The sequence below is a fragment of the Janthinobacterium lividum genome (genome assembly GCF_011601275.1).
GTDB lineage: Bacteria > Pseudomonadota > Gammaproteobacteria > Burkholderiales > Burkholderiaceae_D > Janthinobacterium > Janthinobacterium lividum_E.
Window position 1 is genome coordinate 332,628 of sequence record NZ_JAAOLY010000003.1, and the last position, 18,450, is coordinate 351,077.

10 protein-coding genes are annotated in these 18,450 nt (G+C 64.9%); 7 read left to right on the plus strand and 3 right to left on the minus strand.

The window, feature by feature from the left end; all coding sequences use genetic code 11:
• Positions 1–256 precede the first annotated feature (256 nt).
• The 4 genes from GYK42_RS06800 to GYK42_RS06815 all read left to right on the plus strand — a co-directional run bounded on the left by GYK42_RS06800 (position 257) and on the right by GYK42_RS06815 (position 7,703).
• Complete coding sequence (locus GYK42_RS06800) at positions 257–2,032, plus strand: methyl-accepting chemotaxis protein (protein ID WP_166446852.1); 1,776 nt, start codon at positions 257–259, stop codon at positions 2,030–2,032.
• Between the two features lie 356 nt (positions 2,033–2,388).
• Positions 2,389–3,984, plus strand: coding sequence for a methyl-accepting chemotaxis protein (locus GYK42_RS29540; protein WP_277346570.1), 1,596 nt, complete (start codon positions 2,389–2,391; stop codon positions 3,982–3,984).
• Positions 3,985–4,055: 71 nt separating this feature from the next.
• Positions 4,056–4,874 carry a putative bifunctional diguanylate cyclase/phosphodiesterase gene (locus GYK42_RS06810; RefSeq protein WP_166446853.1) on the plus strand — a complete coding sequence of 273 codons (819 nt, stop codon included), beginning with the start codon at positions 4,056–4,058 and terminating at the stop codon, positions 4,872–4,874.
• Between the two features lie 51 nt (positions 4,875–4,925).
• Positions 4,926–7,703, plus strand: coding sequence for an ATP-binding protein (locus tag GYK42_RS06815; protein ID WP_166446854.1), 2,778 nt, complete (start codon positions 4,926–4,928; stop codon positions 7,701–7,703).
• A 3-nt stretch (positions 7,704–7,706) separates the two neighbouring features.
• Here the strand turns inward: GYK42_RS06815 and GYK42_RS06820 are convergent, their stop codons facing one another.
• The gene (locus GYK42_RS06820) at positions 7,707–8,618 is read right to left on the minus strand and encodes a lipase secretion chaperone (RefSeq protein ID WP_166446855.1); all 912 of its coding nucleotides are present in this window, start codon (positions 8,616–8,618) and stop codon (positions 7,707–7,709) included.
• 10 nt (positions 8,619–8,628) lie between these two features.
• Positions 8,629–9,543: a lipase family alpha/beta hydrolase gene (locus tag GYK42_RS06825; RefSeq protein WP_166446856.1), complete on the minus strand. Its 915-nt coding sequence runs from the start codon at positions 9,541–9,543 to the stop codon at positions 8,629–8,631.
• 364 nt (positions 9,544–9,907) lie between these two features.
• On the opposite strand from GYK42_RS06825, the gene GYK42_RS06830 reads away from it, so the two are divergent.
• Positions 9,908–10,588 (plus strand): TetR/AcrR family transcriptional regulator, encoded by a 681-nt coding sequence (locus tag GYK42_RS06830; RefSeq protein ID WP_166446857.1) that lies wholly within the window; start codon positions 9,908–9,910, stop codon positions 10,586–10,588.
• Positions 10,589–10,651: 63 nt separating this feature from the next.
• On the opposite strand, the gene GYK42_RS06835 is transcribed toward GYK42_RS06830, so the two are convergent.
• Positions 10,652–12,979, minus strand: coding sequence for a penicillin-binding protein 1A (locus GYK42_RS06835; protein WP_205711296.1), 2,328 nt, complete (start codon positions 12,977–12,979; stop codon positions 10,652–10,654).
• A 212-nt stretch (positions 12,980–13,191) separates the two neighbouring features.
• On the opposite strand from GYK42_RS06835, the gene GYK42_RS06840 reads away from it, so the two are divergent.
• Together GYK42_RS06840 and hepB are read left to right on the plus strand one after the other, a co-directional pair.
• A complete protein-coding gene (locus GYK42_RS06840; RefSeq protein ID WP_166446858.1) occupies positions 13,192–15,459 on the plus strand; it encodes an OPT family oligopeptide transporter in 2,268 nt (755 codons plus the stop codon).
• Positions 15,460–15,624: 165 nt separating this feature from the next.
• Positions 15,625–18,450, plus strand: a complete 2,826-nt coding sequence (gene hepB, locus GYK42_RS06845; RefSeq protein WP_166446859.1) for a heparin/heparin-sulfate lyase HepB — start codon at positions 15,625–15,627, stop codon at positions 18,448–18,450.

The following is an 18,450-nucleotide window of genomic DNA, read 5'->3' on the forward strand; positions in this document are numbered from 1 at the left end:
AAAGCGGGGCGTTCTGTCAATTTTTTTGACCGCTGTGCAATGCGCGCCACAGTAAAGAAATAAATATTGTTTTGTATCAAGTATTTGACAGCCAGCGCGCCTGTTTTCCACTATGCTTCCACTTATAAAATCTCGCCAATTGTAACGAAGCGTACGCCCTATCCCCGCCACCTTTATACAAGTGTCAGCTGTTTTACTCGAACATGCCAGCCCCAACTTCGCCAGCAGTCTTCGTGACTTTATAAAGGACCTCGCCATGTTTAAGAATTTACTGATCAAATGGAAGTTGGCGACGCTTGTCGCCGTGATGATGGTGGCCTTGCTGGTGGTGGGCATCAGCGGCTACACGGGCATCGCCACCGTGGGCAACGCCGTCAATGAAATCGGCGTGGTGCGTCTGCCGCCGATCCAGGGCTTGATGATGATCAACGAAGGCCAGACGGCCGTTGCCGCCGCCACCCTGACGGCCGCCATGTATGAAAACAATTACCAGGCACAGGACAAGTTCGCGGAAGCGCTGCAGCTGCGCACCAAGGCCTGGAATAATATCGAGGCGGGCCGCAAGCTGTACGAACCGCTGCCGCAAACCGCCGAAGAAGCCGTGCTGTGGAAGCGCTTCCAGGGCGAGTGGACTGCATGGAAGGCGGACGACGACAAGGTGCGCGCCATCTTGCGCCAGCTGGCCGACAACCGCGACGAGCCGCGGCAGAAAGAGTTGTTCGCGGCGTTCTACAAGCAGTACCAGGACTCGCGCAGCCTGTTCGGCAAGGCCGAAGGCACGCTCAACGAGATCATCAAGCTCAATAACGGCGTTGCCGATGCCAGCGTCAAGGACGGCAGCGCGGCCGTGATCCGCGCGGAAAGCCTGATGGTCATTCTTGGCTTGCTGGCCTCCGCGCTGGGCATCGGCTGCGCCGCCTATATCACGCGCGCCATCACGCAGCCGATCAATTCGGCCGTGAAAGTGGCGCAAACGGTGGCTTCGGGCGACCTGACGAGCCACATCGAGGTACACACGACGGAAGAAACGGGCCAGCTGCTGCAGGCGCTCAAGGACATGAATTCCAGCCTGGTCAGCATCGTCGGCCAGGTGCGCAGCGGCACGGAGACCATCGCCACGGCGTCGTCGGAAATTGCCAGCGGCAACCTGGACCTGTCCTCGCGCACGGAAGAGCAAGCCAGTTCGCTGGAAGAGACGGCGTCGTCGATGGAAGAGCTGACGTCGACTGTGCGGCAGAATGCCGACAACGCCCAGCAGGCGAACCAGCTGGCGCTGAGCGCCTCGGGCGTGGCGGTCAAGGGCGGCGCCGTGGTGGGCAAGGTGGTCGAGACCATGGACGCCATCAACGACTCGTCGCGCAAGATCGTCGACATCATTTCCGTCATCGACGGCATCGCCTTCCAGACGAATATCCTGGCCTTGAATGCGGCCGTGGAAGCGGCGCGCGCGGGCGAGCAGGGACGCGGCTTTGCCGTCGTGGCCACGGAAGTGCGCAATCTGGCGCAACGCTCGGCCGCCGCAGCGAAGGAAATCAAGACCCTGATCGGCGACTCCGTCGTGGCAGTGGATGCGGGCAGCAAGCTGGTGGCCGAGGCGGGCAGCACGATGGCCGAAATCGTCTCGAGCGTGCAGCGCGTGACGGACATCATGGCGGAAATCAGCCTGGCCACGCAGGAACAAAGCTCGGGCATCGACCAGATCAACCAGGCCATCGGCCAGATGGACCAGGTGACGCAGCAAAACGCGGCCCTGGTGGAAGAGGCGGCCGCCGCGGCCGAATCGCTGCAGGAGCAATCGGGCCAGCTGGCCCAGGTGGTCAGCGTCTTCAAGCTCGATGGCGCCCAGGCGCCTGCCGCGCGGGCAAACGCGAACGCAAAGCCGGCCGCGCCGCGCGCCGTGGCGGTCAGCGCGGCGCTGAAGCGTCCCGCATCGCGGCCTGCGCCGCGTCCAGCCGCGGGCCGCCCGGCCTTGCACGCCGTGCCGTCGCAGCGCCAGAGCGCGCCGCGCGACGACGAGTGGGAAGTGTTCTGATCGATTGACGGCGCCAGCATGCGCTACCGGACGGCCGCCTTGCGCGGCCGTTTTTGCATGCGTACGGAGGGTCGCACTGCGGTTCGCACTGCGGTTACTACTTACTAAAAAAACAGCGTTATAAAAATAGCTGTTTTGCCATCTAAGCAAATCTTTTCAAAACTTAACGCGACATTGCCTGTGAGATAACTCACACTGCCTGACGTACCACCCTTGTTCCCGCCTCGGCCACATCCCGGCTGACCCTTCCGCCTGCTGCGTCCAGCCATTCATGGCAGGCGGCAGCCATTGCCGTCAGCCTTGCATGCGAGCCCGGCGTGATGACCGATGCACCACACTGAAGGATGCGAATAAAGATGGCAAATATGAAAATCGGCACGCGCCTGCGCTGCGCCTTTGCATTGTTGACCTTGCTGCTGCTGGCGACTGCCGTGCTGGGCATGCTGCGTCTGTCCAGCCTGGAGCTGCGCATGCGCGACGTGATCAATGACAAATATCCGAAAACCGTGCTGGCCAACGACATCATCAAGAATGTCAATATCATCGCGCGCTCCTCGCGCAACCTGCTGCTGATGACGGAGCCGCAGCAGCTGGCGCAGGAACGCGCCACTATCGCCAGGGCGGGCGGCGCAACGGAAAAGGGGCTGGCGCAGCTGGAACAGGTGGTAACGTCGCCGCAGGGCCGCCAGCTGATGGCGGCCGTGACGCAGGCGCGCGCCGCGTTCAACGGCGGGCGCGACAAGGTACTGGCCTTGCTGGAAGAGGGCGCGCGCGATGAAGCGACCAGCTTGCTGCTCGGTACGGTGCGCGGCGACCAGCTGCGTTACATGGCGGCGCTGGAAAGCCTGATCGCGCACCAGCATGGGCTGATGGAGGAGGCGGGCGCCCAGGTGCGCGCGGAACACGCCACGGCGCGCAACATGATGCTGGCGCTGAGCGCGCTGGCCGTGCTCTTTTCGCTCGTCACGGCCTGGCTGGTCACGCGCAGCATCGTCGATCCGCTGCGCCATGCCCTGGCAGTGGCGCAGACCGTGGCTGCCGGCGACCTGACGTCGACCTTCGGCCGTCACGGCGGCGATGAAACGGGCAAGCTGCTCGACGCGATGTGCATCATGAACGGCAACCTGCTCGACATCGTGCAGCAGGTGCGCAGCGGCACCGACACCATCGCCACGGCCTCGTCGCAAATCGCGGCCGGCAATGTCGACCTGTCCTCGCGCACCGAGGAGCAGGCCAGCTCGCTCGAACAGACTGCGTCGGCCATGGAGGAACTGAGCTCCACCGTGCAGCAGAACGCGGACAATGCCCGCCATGCCAGCGTGCTGGCCGTCGAGGCGGCGAACATCGCCGGCGCCGGCGGGCAAGCCGTGGGCCAGGTGATCCATACGATGGACGCCATCAGCGCGTCGTCGGCGCAGATGGCCGACATCATCGGCGTGATCGACATGCTGGCCTTCCAGACGAATATCCTGGCCCTGAATGCGGCCGTGGAAGCGGCGCGCGCGGGCGAGCAGGGGCGGGGCTTTGCCGTCGTGGCAACGGAAGTGCGCAATCTGGCGCAGCGCAGCGCGGCGGCGGCGCGCGATATCCGCGCCCTGATCGCCACCTCCACGCAGCAGGTGGACGCAGGCGCGGCGCTGGTTGCACAGGCCGGCGCCACGATGCGGGACGTGGTGGCGGCCGTGGGACGCGTGAGCCAGATGGTGGCCGACATCACGGCGGCCAGCGCCGAGCAAAGCACGGGCATCGGCCAGGTCAGCCAGGCGGTCGTGCAGATGGACGAAGTGACGCAGCAGAACGCCGCCTTGGTGGAAGAGGCGGCGGCCGCTTCGCAATCGCTGGAAGGCGAGGCGGCCAGGCTGCTGCAGGTGGTCAGCGTGTTTCGCCTGCGCCAGGGGCCGGCGGTTCTGGCGGGCCGCACTGCGCCGGCCGTACCGCGCCTGCTGGCCTAGTGGCGCGCCTGGCAAGGTTCTGGCACGGCGCGCTGGCGCGGATGTGCCGGGCGCCGGCGCGCAGCCGGGAGTTGCAGGGGCGCCTGGACAGGGCCATCGTCGACGGCGAATTCTGCTTTCACTACCAGGGCAAGTTCGATACGGCGCAGTTGCGCCTGGTCGGCCTGGAAGCGCTGCTGCGCTGGAACCATCCGCGCCACGGCCTCGTCTATCCGAACGAATTCATCGGCCTGGCCGAGCGGACGAATGCCATTGCCGCGCTGGGCAACTGGGGCATCGACGCCGCTTGCCGCCAGCTGGCGCAGTGGCGCGCGGCGGGGCTGCCCGTGGTGCCGGTCGCCGTGAACGTCTCGGCGCGCCAGCTGTGCCAGCCGCAGTTGCCAGACTTTGTGCTGGGCTGCCTGCGGCGCCACGCCATACCTGCCGGCCTGCTGGAGCTGGAAGTGACGGAAAGCTGCTGCATCGACGACATGGCGCAGGCGACGCAGGTATTGCGCCAGCTGCGCGCACTGGGCCTGGCCATTTCGCTCGACGATTACGGCACCGGCCATTCGGGCTTGAGCCATGTCAGGATGCTGCCGATTCATACCATCAAGATCGACCGCTGCTTCATCCACGACGTGGCCAGCGGTGGCCGCGACGCCGTCATCGTCGCCTCGACCCTTGCCTTGGCGCGGAGCCTGGGCTTGCAGGCGCTGGCCGAGGGCGTGGAAAACGGTGAACAGCTGGCGCAGCTGCGGCGGCTCGGCTGCCCCCAGGTACAGGGCTTTTATCTGCACCGCCCGGCGCCCGCGGCCGACGTGGCCGCGCTGCTGGCCGCGGGCGCGCCGGCCGGCCCTGTAACAGTGCCGAAACATGGCGCCATGCGGCATGGCGCGGATGCTCAGTAGAATATGGCCACTGCAAGCCGCGTGCTTTAACACCTACTCCCCCACGCAAGAATGATAAACAGTCCTGCCCCGGCCTATGTCTTCGGCCCGTTTCGCCTTTTGCCGCTGGAGCGCGTGCTGTTCGAGGGCGAACGCGCGCTGCGCCTGGGCAGCAGGGCCATGGACTTGCTGCTGGCCCTGCTGGAGCGCGCCGGCGACATCGTCGACAAGCACGAACTGGTGGCCATCGTCTGGCCCAACGCCGTGGTCGACGACGCGACCTTGCGCGTGCACCTGGCGGCCCTGCGCAAGGCGCTTGGCGACGGCCGCGATGGCCAGCGCTACATCACCACCATTCCCGGGCGCGGCTACGGCTTCCTGGCGCCGCTGGCGCACACGGGCCGGCCGGCGCCCGGTGCGGCGGGCGCCGAGCCACGGCACAACCTGCCCGTCATGCTGACGCGCATGCTGGGCCGCGCCGAGGTGCTGCAAACGATGGCCAACCAGCTGCTGCAATTGCGCCTGCTGTGCATTGCCGGTCCGGGCGGCATCGGCAAGACCACCCTGGCCGTCGGCCTGGCCACGCGCGTGCTGCGCCGCTATGCCGACGGCGTGTGTTTCGTCGACCTGTCGCCGCTGGACGAGGCCCGCCTGGTGCCGCTGGCGCTGGCCACGGCGCTGGGCGTGGCCAGCGCGGCCGACGACGCCATGCCGGTCTTGCTGGCCTACCTGCGCCCGCGCCACATGCTGATCGTGCTCGATAACTGCGAACACGTGATCGGCGCGGCCGCCACGCTGGCCGACGCCTTGCTCAAGGGCGCGCCGCTGCTGCACGTGCTGGCCACCAGCCGGGAGCCGCTGCGCCTCACCAGCGAGCAGTTGCAGCGCCTGCCCACGCTGGAATTGCCGCCGGCCGATGCCGTGCCCGATGCGGCGGCAGCCCGCCATTTCTCTGCGGTGCAGCTGTTTTGCGAACGCTGCGCGGCCGTCGACGATGCTTTCGTGCTGGCCGACGCCGACGTGCCCGTCGTCGTCGATATCTGCCGGCGGCTCGATGGCATCCCGCTGGCGCTGGAGCTGGCGGCCGGGCGCATCGGCCATTTCGGCTTGCACGAATTGCGCCGCCAGCTCGATGACCGCTTTCGCCTGCTTACGCGGGGCGCGCGCAACATGCCCTTGCGCCACCAGACCCTGCGTGCCACCCTTGACTGGAGCTATGGCCTGCTCGACGCGCAAGAGCGCCAGGTACTGCAGGCGCTGAGCGTGTTCAGGAGCCGCTTCCGCCTCGAGTCGGCCAGCGCCGTGGCCGGATGCGATGTGTTCGACACCGTGGCCGACCTGGCGGCCAAGTCCCTCGTCAGCATCGAGTTTTGTCGCCAGCACGTGTATTACCGGTTGCTCGACACCACGCGCGCCTATGCTGGCGCGCAGCTGTCGGCGGGCGGGGACGCGGGCGCCGTGCTGCTGCGCCATGCACGCCATTGCCTGGGCTTGGCCGGACGCATCGGCGCCGACTGGGCGAGCATGCCGCCGGCCCACTGGAACGCGCGCTATGGCCGCCACGTCGATGACCTGCGGGCCGCCATCGACTGGGCCTTCGGCGAGGAGGGCGACGTGGCGCTGGGCGTGGCCCTGACCCTGGCCGCGCAAACCCTGTTTTACCAGCTGTCGCTGATGGACGAGTACCGCGTGCGCGTCGAGCGGGCGCTTGAGCGCATGGCCGCGCATGCGCTGGACGACCCGGACAGCGAGATGCGGCTGCATGCCTCGCAGGCGCACCTGCTGCTGCATACGCAGGGCATCACCGGCACCATGCTGCGTTCGTTCCAGCGCGGTTATGCGTTGGCGATGCGCACGGACGATGACGGTCGCCGATTTGAGGCGATTTGCGGCATGTGGATATGCTGCCTGAAGCTGGCCGATTTCCAGCGCGCCGACAGTTATGTCACCGAGCTTGCCGTCCTGTGCGACGCGCGCGACGATACGCCGATGCGGCTGGTGCTGACGCGCATGCGTTCGGTCGGCGAGTATGTGCAGGGACGCTACGCGCAGTCGGCGGCGCTGGCGCGCATGGTGCTCGCGCATCCCGAGGGCGAATGCCAGCTTGGCTTCAACAATGTCTTGCTGGCCGACCACCAGGTTTGCCTGCGCGGCACGCTGGCGCGCTGCCTGTGGACGCAGGGCCGCCCCGACGACGCCCTGGCCCTGATGCGCGAGGCGGTGGCGGTGGGGTTCGAGCACAATGGCGTCACGCTGTGCGTGGCGCTGGCCATCAATGCCATTCCCGTCGCCTTGTGGTGCGGGCAGCGGGAACTGGCGCATGCGTGGACTTGCCTGCTGTGCGAGCATGCGACCCGCTATGGCTTGCTGTACTGGAGCGCCTGGGGCGCAGCCTACCAGCGCCTGCTTGATGCGGACGAGGCGCTGACACAGTTTCCCTGGCCTTCGGTGCGTAGCTGGCCGATACAGGTTGACTTGATGGCCACCCTGCACGACGCTGCCGCCGATAGCCAGGCGCTGCGGCGCGCACGCATGGGCCAGGCGCCATGGAGCGCGCCGGAAGTGCTGCGCCGCGACGCGCACTACCGTTGGCGCGCGCTGGCGCAAGAAGATGTCACCGGGCTGGACGCGGTGCGGGTACAGCTGGAAGAAGCGCTGCAGCTGGCCAGGGAGCAGCAGGCGCCGGGCTGGGAACTGCGCTGCGCCACCAGCCTGGCGGCCGTGCTGCAGGCGCAAGGCCGCCGCGCCGCGGCGCATGCGGTGCTGGCCCCCGTCCATGCGGGCTACCGGCAGGGGCGCGGCACGGCGGACGTGATGGCGGCGGCGGCTTTGCTGGCGCAGCTGGCTTGATCGTTATTCGTAGGCGCCCAGCCGGCGCTGCTCGTCCGGCGTGAAACTGGCGTCGCGCAGCTGCCGCAGGGCCGCCGCATCCTGCGCGCCGCCGGGCAGGGCGGCTTTCTGTGCCTGATACGCGATGATGCGCTGCTGCCATTGCGATTCTTCGCGGTCCAGTTCCGCCAGGCGCGCCGCCGCCGCCGGCGTGAAGGTGCTGGCGCGCAGGCGGTAGACTTCATTGTCGCCGCCGCCCTGTGCCCGCAAGCTCTTGACGGAGGCGTCCAGCTGCGCCACCTGCAGCGGCGCATCGCGCGCGGCGCGCTGGGCGGGCGTCATCTTTTGGTCCAGCGCCATCAGTTGCGCCTGGCGCTGCGCCTCATCGAGCGTGGTGTCGCCGAGGATGGCCATGCGCGCCACGGCGTCGTCGTCATACGCGTCGCTGGCGCCGAACAGGCCCGCGCTTTCCTCGGGCGTAAAGTAATTGCCGCGCAAGGCGCGCATGGCTTGCAGGCGCGCGCGCGCCGCCAGGGCCGCATCGGCTTGCGCCGGCAAGGCCTGCTCGGCCCCGGCCAGCGCCTGCTTGTAGGCCAGATACGCGCCCAGCAGGCGCTTGGCTTCGCGGGCGGGGACGGGCGCCAGGCGCCGGTCCAGTTCCACCTCGATCTGGCTGCGGATAGCGGCCAGCGGCTTTTCGCCGAGGCCCGCCAGGTAGTAGTCGAACAGGTGGCCCAGTTCCGCGTCGACCACCAGCTTGTCGCCGGCGGCCACCGTCACGTTGCCGTCGGGCCGCGTGCCTTCCATCGAGCGCACGAACGCGAACAGGTCCGGTTCCGCCTTTTCCTGCGGCGGGGCGGGCGGCTCGCCCGGGCGCAGCGCCAGGTACAGGGCCAGGACTGCCAGGCTGCCGCCGATGATCCATTTCGCGTGCATGCGCTTCTCCTTACAGTCCCAGACCTTGCAGGCGGTTGGCCTGCTGGCGGAAGACGGTGACGGGGTTCGTTTCGAACAGGTTGACGATGCCGACGAACTGGTTGACTTCATCGAGGTGGTTCATGGCGTAGTCGTCGCGGATCACCTTGCCCAGGTGGCTGGAACAGCTGCTGACCAGGCCATCGTTCTTCACGCCGCCGAAGGCCAGGCTGATGGCGGCCAGCAGCGGGTCGCCCACGTCGAGCACGTTCGTGTACGGCTGCGCGCCACTCCAGGAAAAATAGTGCACGCCTTGCACCTCGTAGGCGCCTTCGCCGCAGGCGGAGGTGGGCACGCCTTGCGGATGGCGGCTGTTGAAGGCCAGCGAGCCGGCGGTGGACAGCGACGCCAGCGAGGCGCCCGCATTCTGCGGCAAGCCCTTGTTGCCCGACAAAATGCCGATCAGCGAGGCGAGCGCATTGCCCAGCGCATTGCTGGTGTTGGGAATGGCGCCGCTGAGGATGTCTGCCACCTTGGAGCCTTTGTTGACGCCCGCCACGCTGGTGACGGACGCCACCAGGTCGGGGCGCACGGAAGCGACATAGCGGGCCGTGGGGCCGCCGTGGCTATGGCCAATCAAATTGACCTTGCTTGCCCCCGTGGCGGCGAGGATTTGCCTTACCTGCGACAGCAGCTGCTCGCCGCGCACTTCCGTGCTGTTGGCGGCCGACACGGTGGTCACATACACTTGCGCGCCGCCGCTGCGCAAGGCATCGGGGACGCCATAAAAATACTCGACGGGGCCGAGCTTGTCGAAGCCGAACAGGCCGTGCACGAGCACGATCGGGTACTTCGTTTGCGTGTAGCCGGCGGCGCTGGCGCTGCCGGGCAGGATGGCGAGGGCGAGGAGCAGGGTCGATAGCAGTTGCCAAAAGCGAGTCTTCATTTTGTCTCCGTTATTTGAATAGTATGGAAATGTCGATGCTGTAGCGATGTGCCGTGCGCGCCTTCACATTCTATCGATGCATTAAATATAGCGAGCGCTCGGTTTTTTGAATGTAGCACCGCTGGATCTAAATTGCATTTGAATTGCATGATGCAGCGCAATAACTGTGGGAATTTGGCGTTGCTTATGCGCCCATTGCATACTTGAAAAGTAAAATAGTTGTTTTCCTGAGCTATAATCGGCCCCGCATCAGCCGTCCCGCCGTCTTGCAGTGCCGTGCCCAGGCATTGCATGGATATCGCTCTTACACCGTTATTTGGGAATGCACTTGTCGACCCATTTTAATTTTGAACAGTTTCAGCAGATGACGCCTTTAAATGGCGAAAACATCTGGGAATATATTCTTGACCGCCACGCGAAACGTATCGGCGTCAAGCGCCGCAAACCGGCGCTGGAAAATCTTGAACGCATCTTCGTCGCCACCTTCCGCCTGGCCAATGACGTGGGCTTCCGCGCCATGAGCTTGCGCGACCTGTGCCGCGAGACGGGGCTGTCGATGGGAGGCCTGTATGGCTACATCACCAGCAAGGATCAACTGGCCGAAATGATCGAGGACGTGGTGCGCCACGCCACGCAAGCCTTGCCGCTGCTGTTTGCCGACGTGAAGTCGCCGCTGGACCGCCTGGAGGCGATGATACGCTCGTCGATCTACCTGTCCGAAGTGCTGCAGCCGTGGTTTTATTTCGTCTTCATGGATTCGCGCGTGCTGCAGGTCGAGCAGCGCAGCATGGCGAAGAATTCGGAACTGTATGTGCAGACCCTGATCGCCGCCACCATCGCCGAAATCGAACCGAAGCCGCAGGGAGATCCCACCTTGCTTGCCGCGCACTGCCTGGCCCTGTTCCAGGACTGGTACGTGAAACGCTGGAAGTACCGCGCCGCGAAGGTCAATGTCGACGATTTCGCCGACAGTGTCGTCAGTACGGCGCGCGGGTATCTGAGCATGGTCAAGGCGCCGGAGGCAGGTCGGATTAGCGCAGTGTAATCCGACAGGCGTTGACGGCGGTGCTTGTCGGGTTACGCCGTTCCGGCTAACCCGACCTACTGATCAGTTCGTGGTTTCCACCGGCAGCGTCTCCGGCACGGCCGCCGGATCCGTCGGCGTCTCCATGTCCATATCCAGGGTCCTGATCCCGTTCATGTCGATGAATTCATCGTACAGCCACTCGCCGTCGACCTGGCTCAGGCCAGCCGGCACGGCGCGCGTGATTTGTGGGCGCGTCGACAGGGCCGTGCGCATGTAGTCGATCCAGATCGGCATGGCCAGGGTCGCGCCGAATTCGCGTCCGCCCAGGGACTTGGGCTCGTCATAACCCATCCACGCCACGGCCACGATGCCGCCGCTGTAGCCGGCGAACCAGCCGTCGACGGCGTCGCTGGTGGTGCCCGTCTTGCCGGCGATGTCGCTGCGGCCCAGTTTTTTCGTCGCCGCCGCGCCCGTGCCCGTGCGCGCCACTTCGCGCAGCATGCTGTCCATCACGAAGGCGTTGCGCGGGTCCAGCGCCAGGGTCTTGTCGTCGTTCGGCGCGGGCGGTTTGGTCTGCATCAGGATGGTGCCCTTGGCGTCGACGATGCGGTCGATCAGGTAGGGTTCCACTTGGTGGCCGCCATTGGCGAACAGGGCGTAGGCGCCCGCCATCTGCACGGGAGTGACGGAACCCGTGCCCAGCGCCATGGTCAGGTTGTTTGGCTGGCGGGCCGGGTCGAAGCCGAATTTTTCCAGGAAGTCGTGCGTGTACGACACGCCCAGCGCGCGCAGGATGCGCACCGAGGCCACGTTCTTCGATTGCGCCAGCGCATAGCGCATGGTGATGGGGCCGTCGAACTTGAAGTCGTCATTCTGCGGCGCCCACACCTTGCCGCCCGCCTGCAGTGCCAAAGGCACGTCATTGATCAGGGTGGCCGGCGAAAAGCCTTTTTCCAGCGCCGCCGAATACACGAACGGCTTCATGGCCGAACCGGGCTGGCGCCATGCCTGCGTGACGTGGTTGAACTTCTGCAGGTTGTAATCGAAACCGCCCACCATGGCGTGGTAGGCGCCCGTGTCCGCGTCGAGCGACACAAACGCGGCGGCCACCAGCGGCACTTGCGTGATGGCCCAGTTGTCCTTGCCATCCCTGGTGATGCGGATCACGGCGCCCGGGCGCAGCTTGATGCCGGCGCTCGCTTTGCTTGAGAGCGCAGGAGCGGCAAAGCGCAAGCCGTCGCCCGTGATGGCCTTGGCGTCGCCGTCACCCGTGTCGGCCACCACCTTGCCGCCGGCCACTTCCGTGACGACGGCGGCGATCAGGCCGTCGCTGTCCGGGCGTTTTTGCAGCGCGGCGTCGATGGCGTCGTCGCGCTGTTCCGGGTCTGCTGGCATGTCGATGAAGGTTTCCGGGCCGCGGTAGCCGTGGCGCTGGTCGTAGGCGATGACGTTGCGGCGCGTCGACGCGTAGGCCGCGTCCTGGTCGGCTTTCAGGATCGTCGTGTAGACGCTGATGCCCTTGGTGTAGCTGTCTTCCTTGAATTGCGCGTAGACGGCCTGGCGCGCCAGTTCGGCCACGTATTCGGCGTGCGTATCGAAACCTTGCTTGCCGCGGCTATTGATATGCAGCGGTTGCGCCAGCGCCTGCTGGTACTGGCCTTCGCTGATGTAATCGAGTTCGCGCATGCGTTTCAAGACCAGTCGCTGGCGCGCGTGCGCCTTTTTCGGATTGCTGATCGGGTTGTGGCGCGACGGGTTTTGCGGCAGGCCGGCCAGCATGGCCATTTCCGCGATCGACAGTTCGGACAAGGGCTTGCCGAAGTAGGTCTGCGCCGCGCTGCCGAAGCCAAACGAGCGCTGGCCCAGGTACATCTGGTTCATGTACAGCTCGAGAATCTGCTCTTTCGACAGGGCCGCCTCGATTTTCAGGGCCAGCATGATTTCATTGAGCTTGCGCGAGGCGACTTTTTCGCGCGTCAGGAAGAAATTGCGCGCCACCTGCATGGTGATGGTGGAGCCGCCGCCGTGGCCAAAGCCATGGCGCAGGTTCGACAGCACGGCGCCGCCTGCGCGCACGAAGTCGATGCCGTGGTGCTCGTAGAAGCGGCCATCCTCGATGGCCAGCAAGGCTTTTTTCATCATTTCCGGCACTTGTGCAATCGGCACGAAGTCGCGGTGTTCTTCGCCGAATTCGCCGATCAGTACATTGTCGGCCGTGTACACGCGCAGCGGTATCTTCGGCTGGTAGTCGGTAATGACGCCCAGTTCGGGCAGGCGGGGGCGCACGTACAGGAACAGGTAGGCGGCCAGCAGCAGGGCAGCGGCCAGCGCGGCGCAGCCGGCGATGATGAAGCCGCGCACGGTGGCGCGGCGGGAAGGCCAGGGAAATCCGGTTCGTTTGGCAGTCAAGGCAGTCTCACATGAGCGTGCAGGGCACGGTGGCAGCGATTATAGACCAATGCGCCAGCCGTTCCGGCGCGGGCGGGGCGCCAGGGCCGCCCGCCGGGACCGGGAGCAAAAAACCTTTTCATCGAAACGCGGCTGTGCGATAGTCTCGGCTTCAAGAAAATAGCCCGGGCGTCAATCCGGGCTGTTTATTTTTAAAAATTAAGGAAATATCCATGGCAAAAGATGCAACACCGAGCGTCGTGAAGCCGTACATTCCGGCCGATGCGAAGCTGCCCGAGATGACCTTCCGCGCGCTATTCATGGGCGTCATCCTGGGGATGGTCTTTGGCGCCTCCTCGCTGTACCTGGTGCTGAAAGTGGGCCTGACCGTCAGCGCCTCGATCCCCGTCGCCGTGATCGCCATCACCCTGTTCGGCCTGGCCAAGAAGGTGGGCGGCAAGGATTCGTCGATCCTGGAAAACAGCATCACGCAGACGGCCGGTTCGGCCGGCGAATCGCTGGCCTTCGGCCTGGGCGTGACCATGCCCGCCATTTTGATCCTCGGCTTCGACCTGGAAATCTCGCGGGTCATGCTGGTCGGTATCCTCGGCGGCCTGCTGGGCATCCTGATGATGATCCCGATGCGCCGCACCATGATCGTCGACCAGCACAAGGAACTCAAATTCCCCGAAGGCACGGCGTGCGCCGAAGTGCTCAAGGCGGCCGCCACGGAAGAATCGCGCATCGCCGCCGGTGAAAGCATCGAGAAGGATTCGGCCGCCGCGCTGGACGCCAAGCGCCGCGCGAAGATCATCTTCGGCGGTTTTGCCGTCGGCTTGCTGTACAAGGTATTCAATATCTCGTTCAAGGGCTGGAAGGATACGCCGGGCGTGGAATTTGCCGCGCCGCTCAAGGGCGGCTCCATCGGTGCCGAGATTTCCCCTGAGTTGCTGGGCGTGGGCTACATCATCGGCCCGCGCATCGCCGCCACCATGGCGGCCGGCGGCGTGCTGTCGTACCTGCTTTTGATCCCGATGATCAAGTTCTTCGGCGACAGCCTGACCACCGTGCTGTCTCCTGGCACGAAGTTGATCAGCGAAATGGGCGCGGACGACGTGCGCAGCGCCTACGTGCTGTATATCGGCGCGGGCGCCGTGGCCGCTGGCGGCCTGATTTCCCTCGTGCGCGCCATGCCCATGATCTGGCGCAGCCTGTCGGCCGGCCTGAAAGGCATCGGTAAGGGCGTCAAGAGCAATTCCACCTTGCGCACGGACCAGGATATCCCCTTGAAATGGGTCGTCATCGGCTGCCTGTCCATCATCGCCGTGATCACCTTCGCCACGCCGCTGCACATGAATTTCCTCGGTGCGCTGCTGATCCTCGTCTTCGGCTTCCTGTTCGCCACCGTGTCGTCGCGCCTGACGGGCGAAATCGGCTCGTCGTCGAACCCGATCTCCGGCATGGCCGTGGCCACCTTGCTGTTTACCTGCCTGATCTTCCTGATCATGGGCTGGACGGGCGGGCGTTACTATGTGACGGCCCTGTCGGTGGGCGCCATCGTGTGTATCGCCGCCAGCAATGCGGGCACTACCTCGCAGGATTTGAAAACCGGCTACCTGGTGGGCGCCACGCCGCGCCTGCAGCAGTACGCGATCCTGGCGGGCGCGCTGTCGTCCGCGCTCATCCTCGGCCCGATTCTGCTGAAGCTGAACGAAGCGAGCACCGTCTACGTGCCTGCCGCGCAAGTGGCGCCCGGCCTGACGGTCGACGCGTCGAAGCTGACGGCGACGGGCGAGCTGCATGGCCCGCAAGCCGATACCGACCACAATACGTATAAAGTCTGGCAGAAGACCGATACCGTGGGCGGCCCGGCCGGCAAGTATTTCGTCAAGGAAGACGGCCAGCTGGCTTACCTGGTCGACCCGGGCATCAACGGCCATTACAGCAAGCGTCCGGACGGTTCGGAAGTGAAAAAGTACGATGCGCCGAAAGCCGTGCTGATGTCCTACATCATCAAGGGCATCCTCGACCAGCAACTGCCGTGGACCCTGGTGCTGTTTGGCGTGATGATCGCCGTGGTGCTGGAAATGGCCGGCATCCCGTCGCTGGCGTTTTCCGTGGGCGTGTACCTGCCGCTGTCATCGACCTTGCCGATCTTCGTCGGCGGCCTGGTGCGCTGGCTGGCGGACCGCCGCAACAACAAGCTGGAACACAACGCAAAGCTGAACGAGGAAGAGCGCCAGCTGGCGGGCGACCGCAGCTCGGGCGTGCTGCTGGCCTCCGGCTACATCGCCGGCGGCGCGCTGGCCGGCATCATTATCGCCATCACGTCCGGCGTGCTCACGCACTTCGACCAGATGATGGCCGACTGGGCCGAGCACGGCAACCCGTTCTACGCGGGCCTGCACTCGGACGCGCTGTCCCTGCTGCCGTATGCCGTCATCATCGTGCTGCTGTATATCGTCGCAAGAGAGAAAAAGGCGGATCGCCCGCAGGCTTGATGTTACTAAGCTCCATGAAACCGTCCGGTGTCATAACGATCCGGGCGGTTTTTTTTTGCCCGTTGCCGGCCTGTTCGGGTATTTTTGTTATAAAAATGAAATCAAATATCGCCAGATGGTGTATTGTTCTTGCTGTTCAAAATACAATAAACTGGAGTTTTCCTTATGTCCCCACTGCAACGCGGCTTTATCTCTTTTGCCTTGCTGGCAGCCAGTCCTGCCCTGCATGCGACGCCTTTTCCCGTCGAGGCCATGTTTGAAGCGGAAAGTACGGCGGCGGGCGCACCGTGGGTGCTGGAAAGCCAGGGCAGCAACGTGGTGTCCGGCGGCGCCTACCTGAGTACGCCGGCCGACCTGGTGCGCGCCGAGCCGCCAGGCGCGGCAGCGCAATTGTCGTACAGCGTGGCCGTGCCCCGCGACGGCAACTATACGATCTGGCTGCGCGTGCTGGCGCCGGCGGCGAACGCGGCGTCCTTGTACCTGGCGGTCGACAATGGCGCCTACGCCAGTGCATCCGTGCCGTTCACCGCCGGCCAGCCGCCGAAGTGGACCTGGTTGCCCGTCACGCGCTGGCTCGCTGCGGGCGAGCGCGAACTGAAGCTCCAGTACCGCGAGGGCGGCCTGGGCATCGATTGTCTCTTGGTCACGGCGCTGGCTGACTTTGTCCCGCAAGGCTATGGCGTGTATCCGCTGCCCACAGTGCTGCCGCCCGCCGGCGAGCATCCGCGCGTGTTTGCCAGAGTGGGGGACCTGGCCGCGATACGCAGCCGTTTCGAGTCGAGCGCGCAGGAGATGGCTACGCATCGCGCTGTCCTGAACGGGTTTGTCGCGGCACCGGCGATCGTGGCGTTGCCCGTGTTCGTGCCTGGCGGCCCGGCCAGGAGCAATCACCAGGTCGATGTCGTGAGCACGATCAAGGCGAAGGCGCTGTACTCCCTGCTGTACGAACGCGACGGTTCGGCGGCGCAGGCGCAGGCGCAGGCGCAGCGGGGCCGGGAAGCCGTGCAAATGCTGCTCGACTACCTGGCGGCCGTGCAGTTTGCGCCTGGCTACAATCACCCGAACGAGAAAGGCGACATCATCCTGGCCAGCGCCATGGTGTATGACTGGTGCTTTCATCTGATGAGCGCGCAGCAGCGCGCGTATGTCGTTACGCGCTTTACCCAGCTGGCGGCCACGATGGAAATCGGCTTTCCGCCATCGCGGCAAGGCGCTGTCGTCGGCCATGGCAGCGACAACCAGCTGCTGCGCGACCAGCTATCGGCCGCCATCGCCTTTTATGACGAGGCGCCACTCGTCTACAACATCGTTGCCGGGCGCTTCTTTGCCGACTATATCGCGCCGCGTAACTATGCGTATGCCGCGCAAGCCTATCACCAGGGCGCGTCGTACGGCACGGTGCGTTTCCTGGCTGATATGTACGCCGCATGGATTTTCCGGCGCATGGGCGCCGCGCCCGTGTTCGATCCCGTGCAGCAGATGACGCCGTATCACTGGCTGTACACGCGCCGCCCCGACGGACAATGGATGCGTGATGGCGACGTCTATCACTCCTCCTACACCAACAGCAGGGAGTATTGGAGCGAACCGCTGGCCTTCATGCTGCCCGCCACCTACTACAACAATCCCACCTTGAAGCATGAGTATTTGAAGCAGTCGCTGCAGCAGTCGACCAGCTTTATCCATCCCAAGGACAGCATCTGGCCTGTCCTGCTTGGCAATACGGCCATGGGCAGCACGCCGAGCCCGGTGGCGTTGCCCTTGACCAAATATTTCCCGGATCCCGCCGGCTTGATGATCGCCCGCACGGGGTGGACCGATGGCATACATGTGGAGTCAGGCAATGTCGTGGCGACGATGAAGCTCGGCGGCGACTGGTTCGGCAACCACGAACATTATGACGCCGGGCATTTTCAGATTTACTACAAGGGCGGCCTGGCCATCGATTCGGGTATTTATAGCGGCAGGGATGTGACCGATCCCAGCATCCCCCTGGAATACGGCAGTGCGCACGACATGAATTATCACAAGCGCAGCATCGCGCACAACACCATGCTGGTGCATGACCCGGACGAGAATTTCGACGGCTATGCCAATGATGGCGGGCAGCGCTTCCCGGGCGACGAGCCGTCATCCCTGGCGGAACTGGCCAATGGCTACAAGGTGGCCACTGTCCTGCGCCAGCAGCAGGTCGGTGGCGTGGCCGGGGCGCCCGACTTCAGCTACATCAAGGGCGACCTGACGGCCGCGTACAGCAGCAAGGTGCGCCAGTTCCAGAGGTCATTCGTGTTCTTGAACCTCAAGGATGCGAACCACCCGGCCGCCCTGATCGTGTTCGACAAGGTCAGCGCCAGCGACGCGGGGTTCAAGAAGACCTGGCTGCTGCACAGCCAATCCGAACCCGAGATCAACGGCGACACGGTGGTTATCCAGCGCACCGAATGGGACTACAACAGCACCTTGCAGTACAACGGCAAGCTGATCAACCGCACCTTGTTGCCGGCGAGTGCCGTGCTGGCCAAGGTCGGCGGCAGCGGCAATGAATTCAGCGTCGGCGGGACGAATTATCCTATCCAGCCTGAAGCCGATTATTCGACCGAGGAAGCGGGCGCGTGGCGGCTGGAAGTGTCTCCGCCGGGCGGGAACGAAACGGATTTGTTCCTGAACGTGATGCAGGTGATGGATGCCAGCAGCACGCTGTCTGCACTGCCGACGACGGCCATCGATTCGGCCCTGCTGGCCGGCGTGAAAATCAAGGACCGCGTGGTGCTGTTTTCCAAAAGCGGCTTGCCGCTGGGCGGGACCGTCACCGTCGTGTTGCCGGCGCAAAGCGCGTCCATGCAGGTACTGGTGACGGATTTGCAGGCGGGAAGCTGGATAGTGAGCAAGCGCGGCACGGATGGCCCCATCGAAGATGAGGTGAGTGACGGCGGCGGCACCCTGTATTTTGTCGCCAATGGGGGCGGGGTGTACGACTTGCAACGCAAGTAG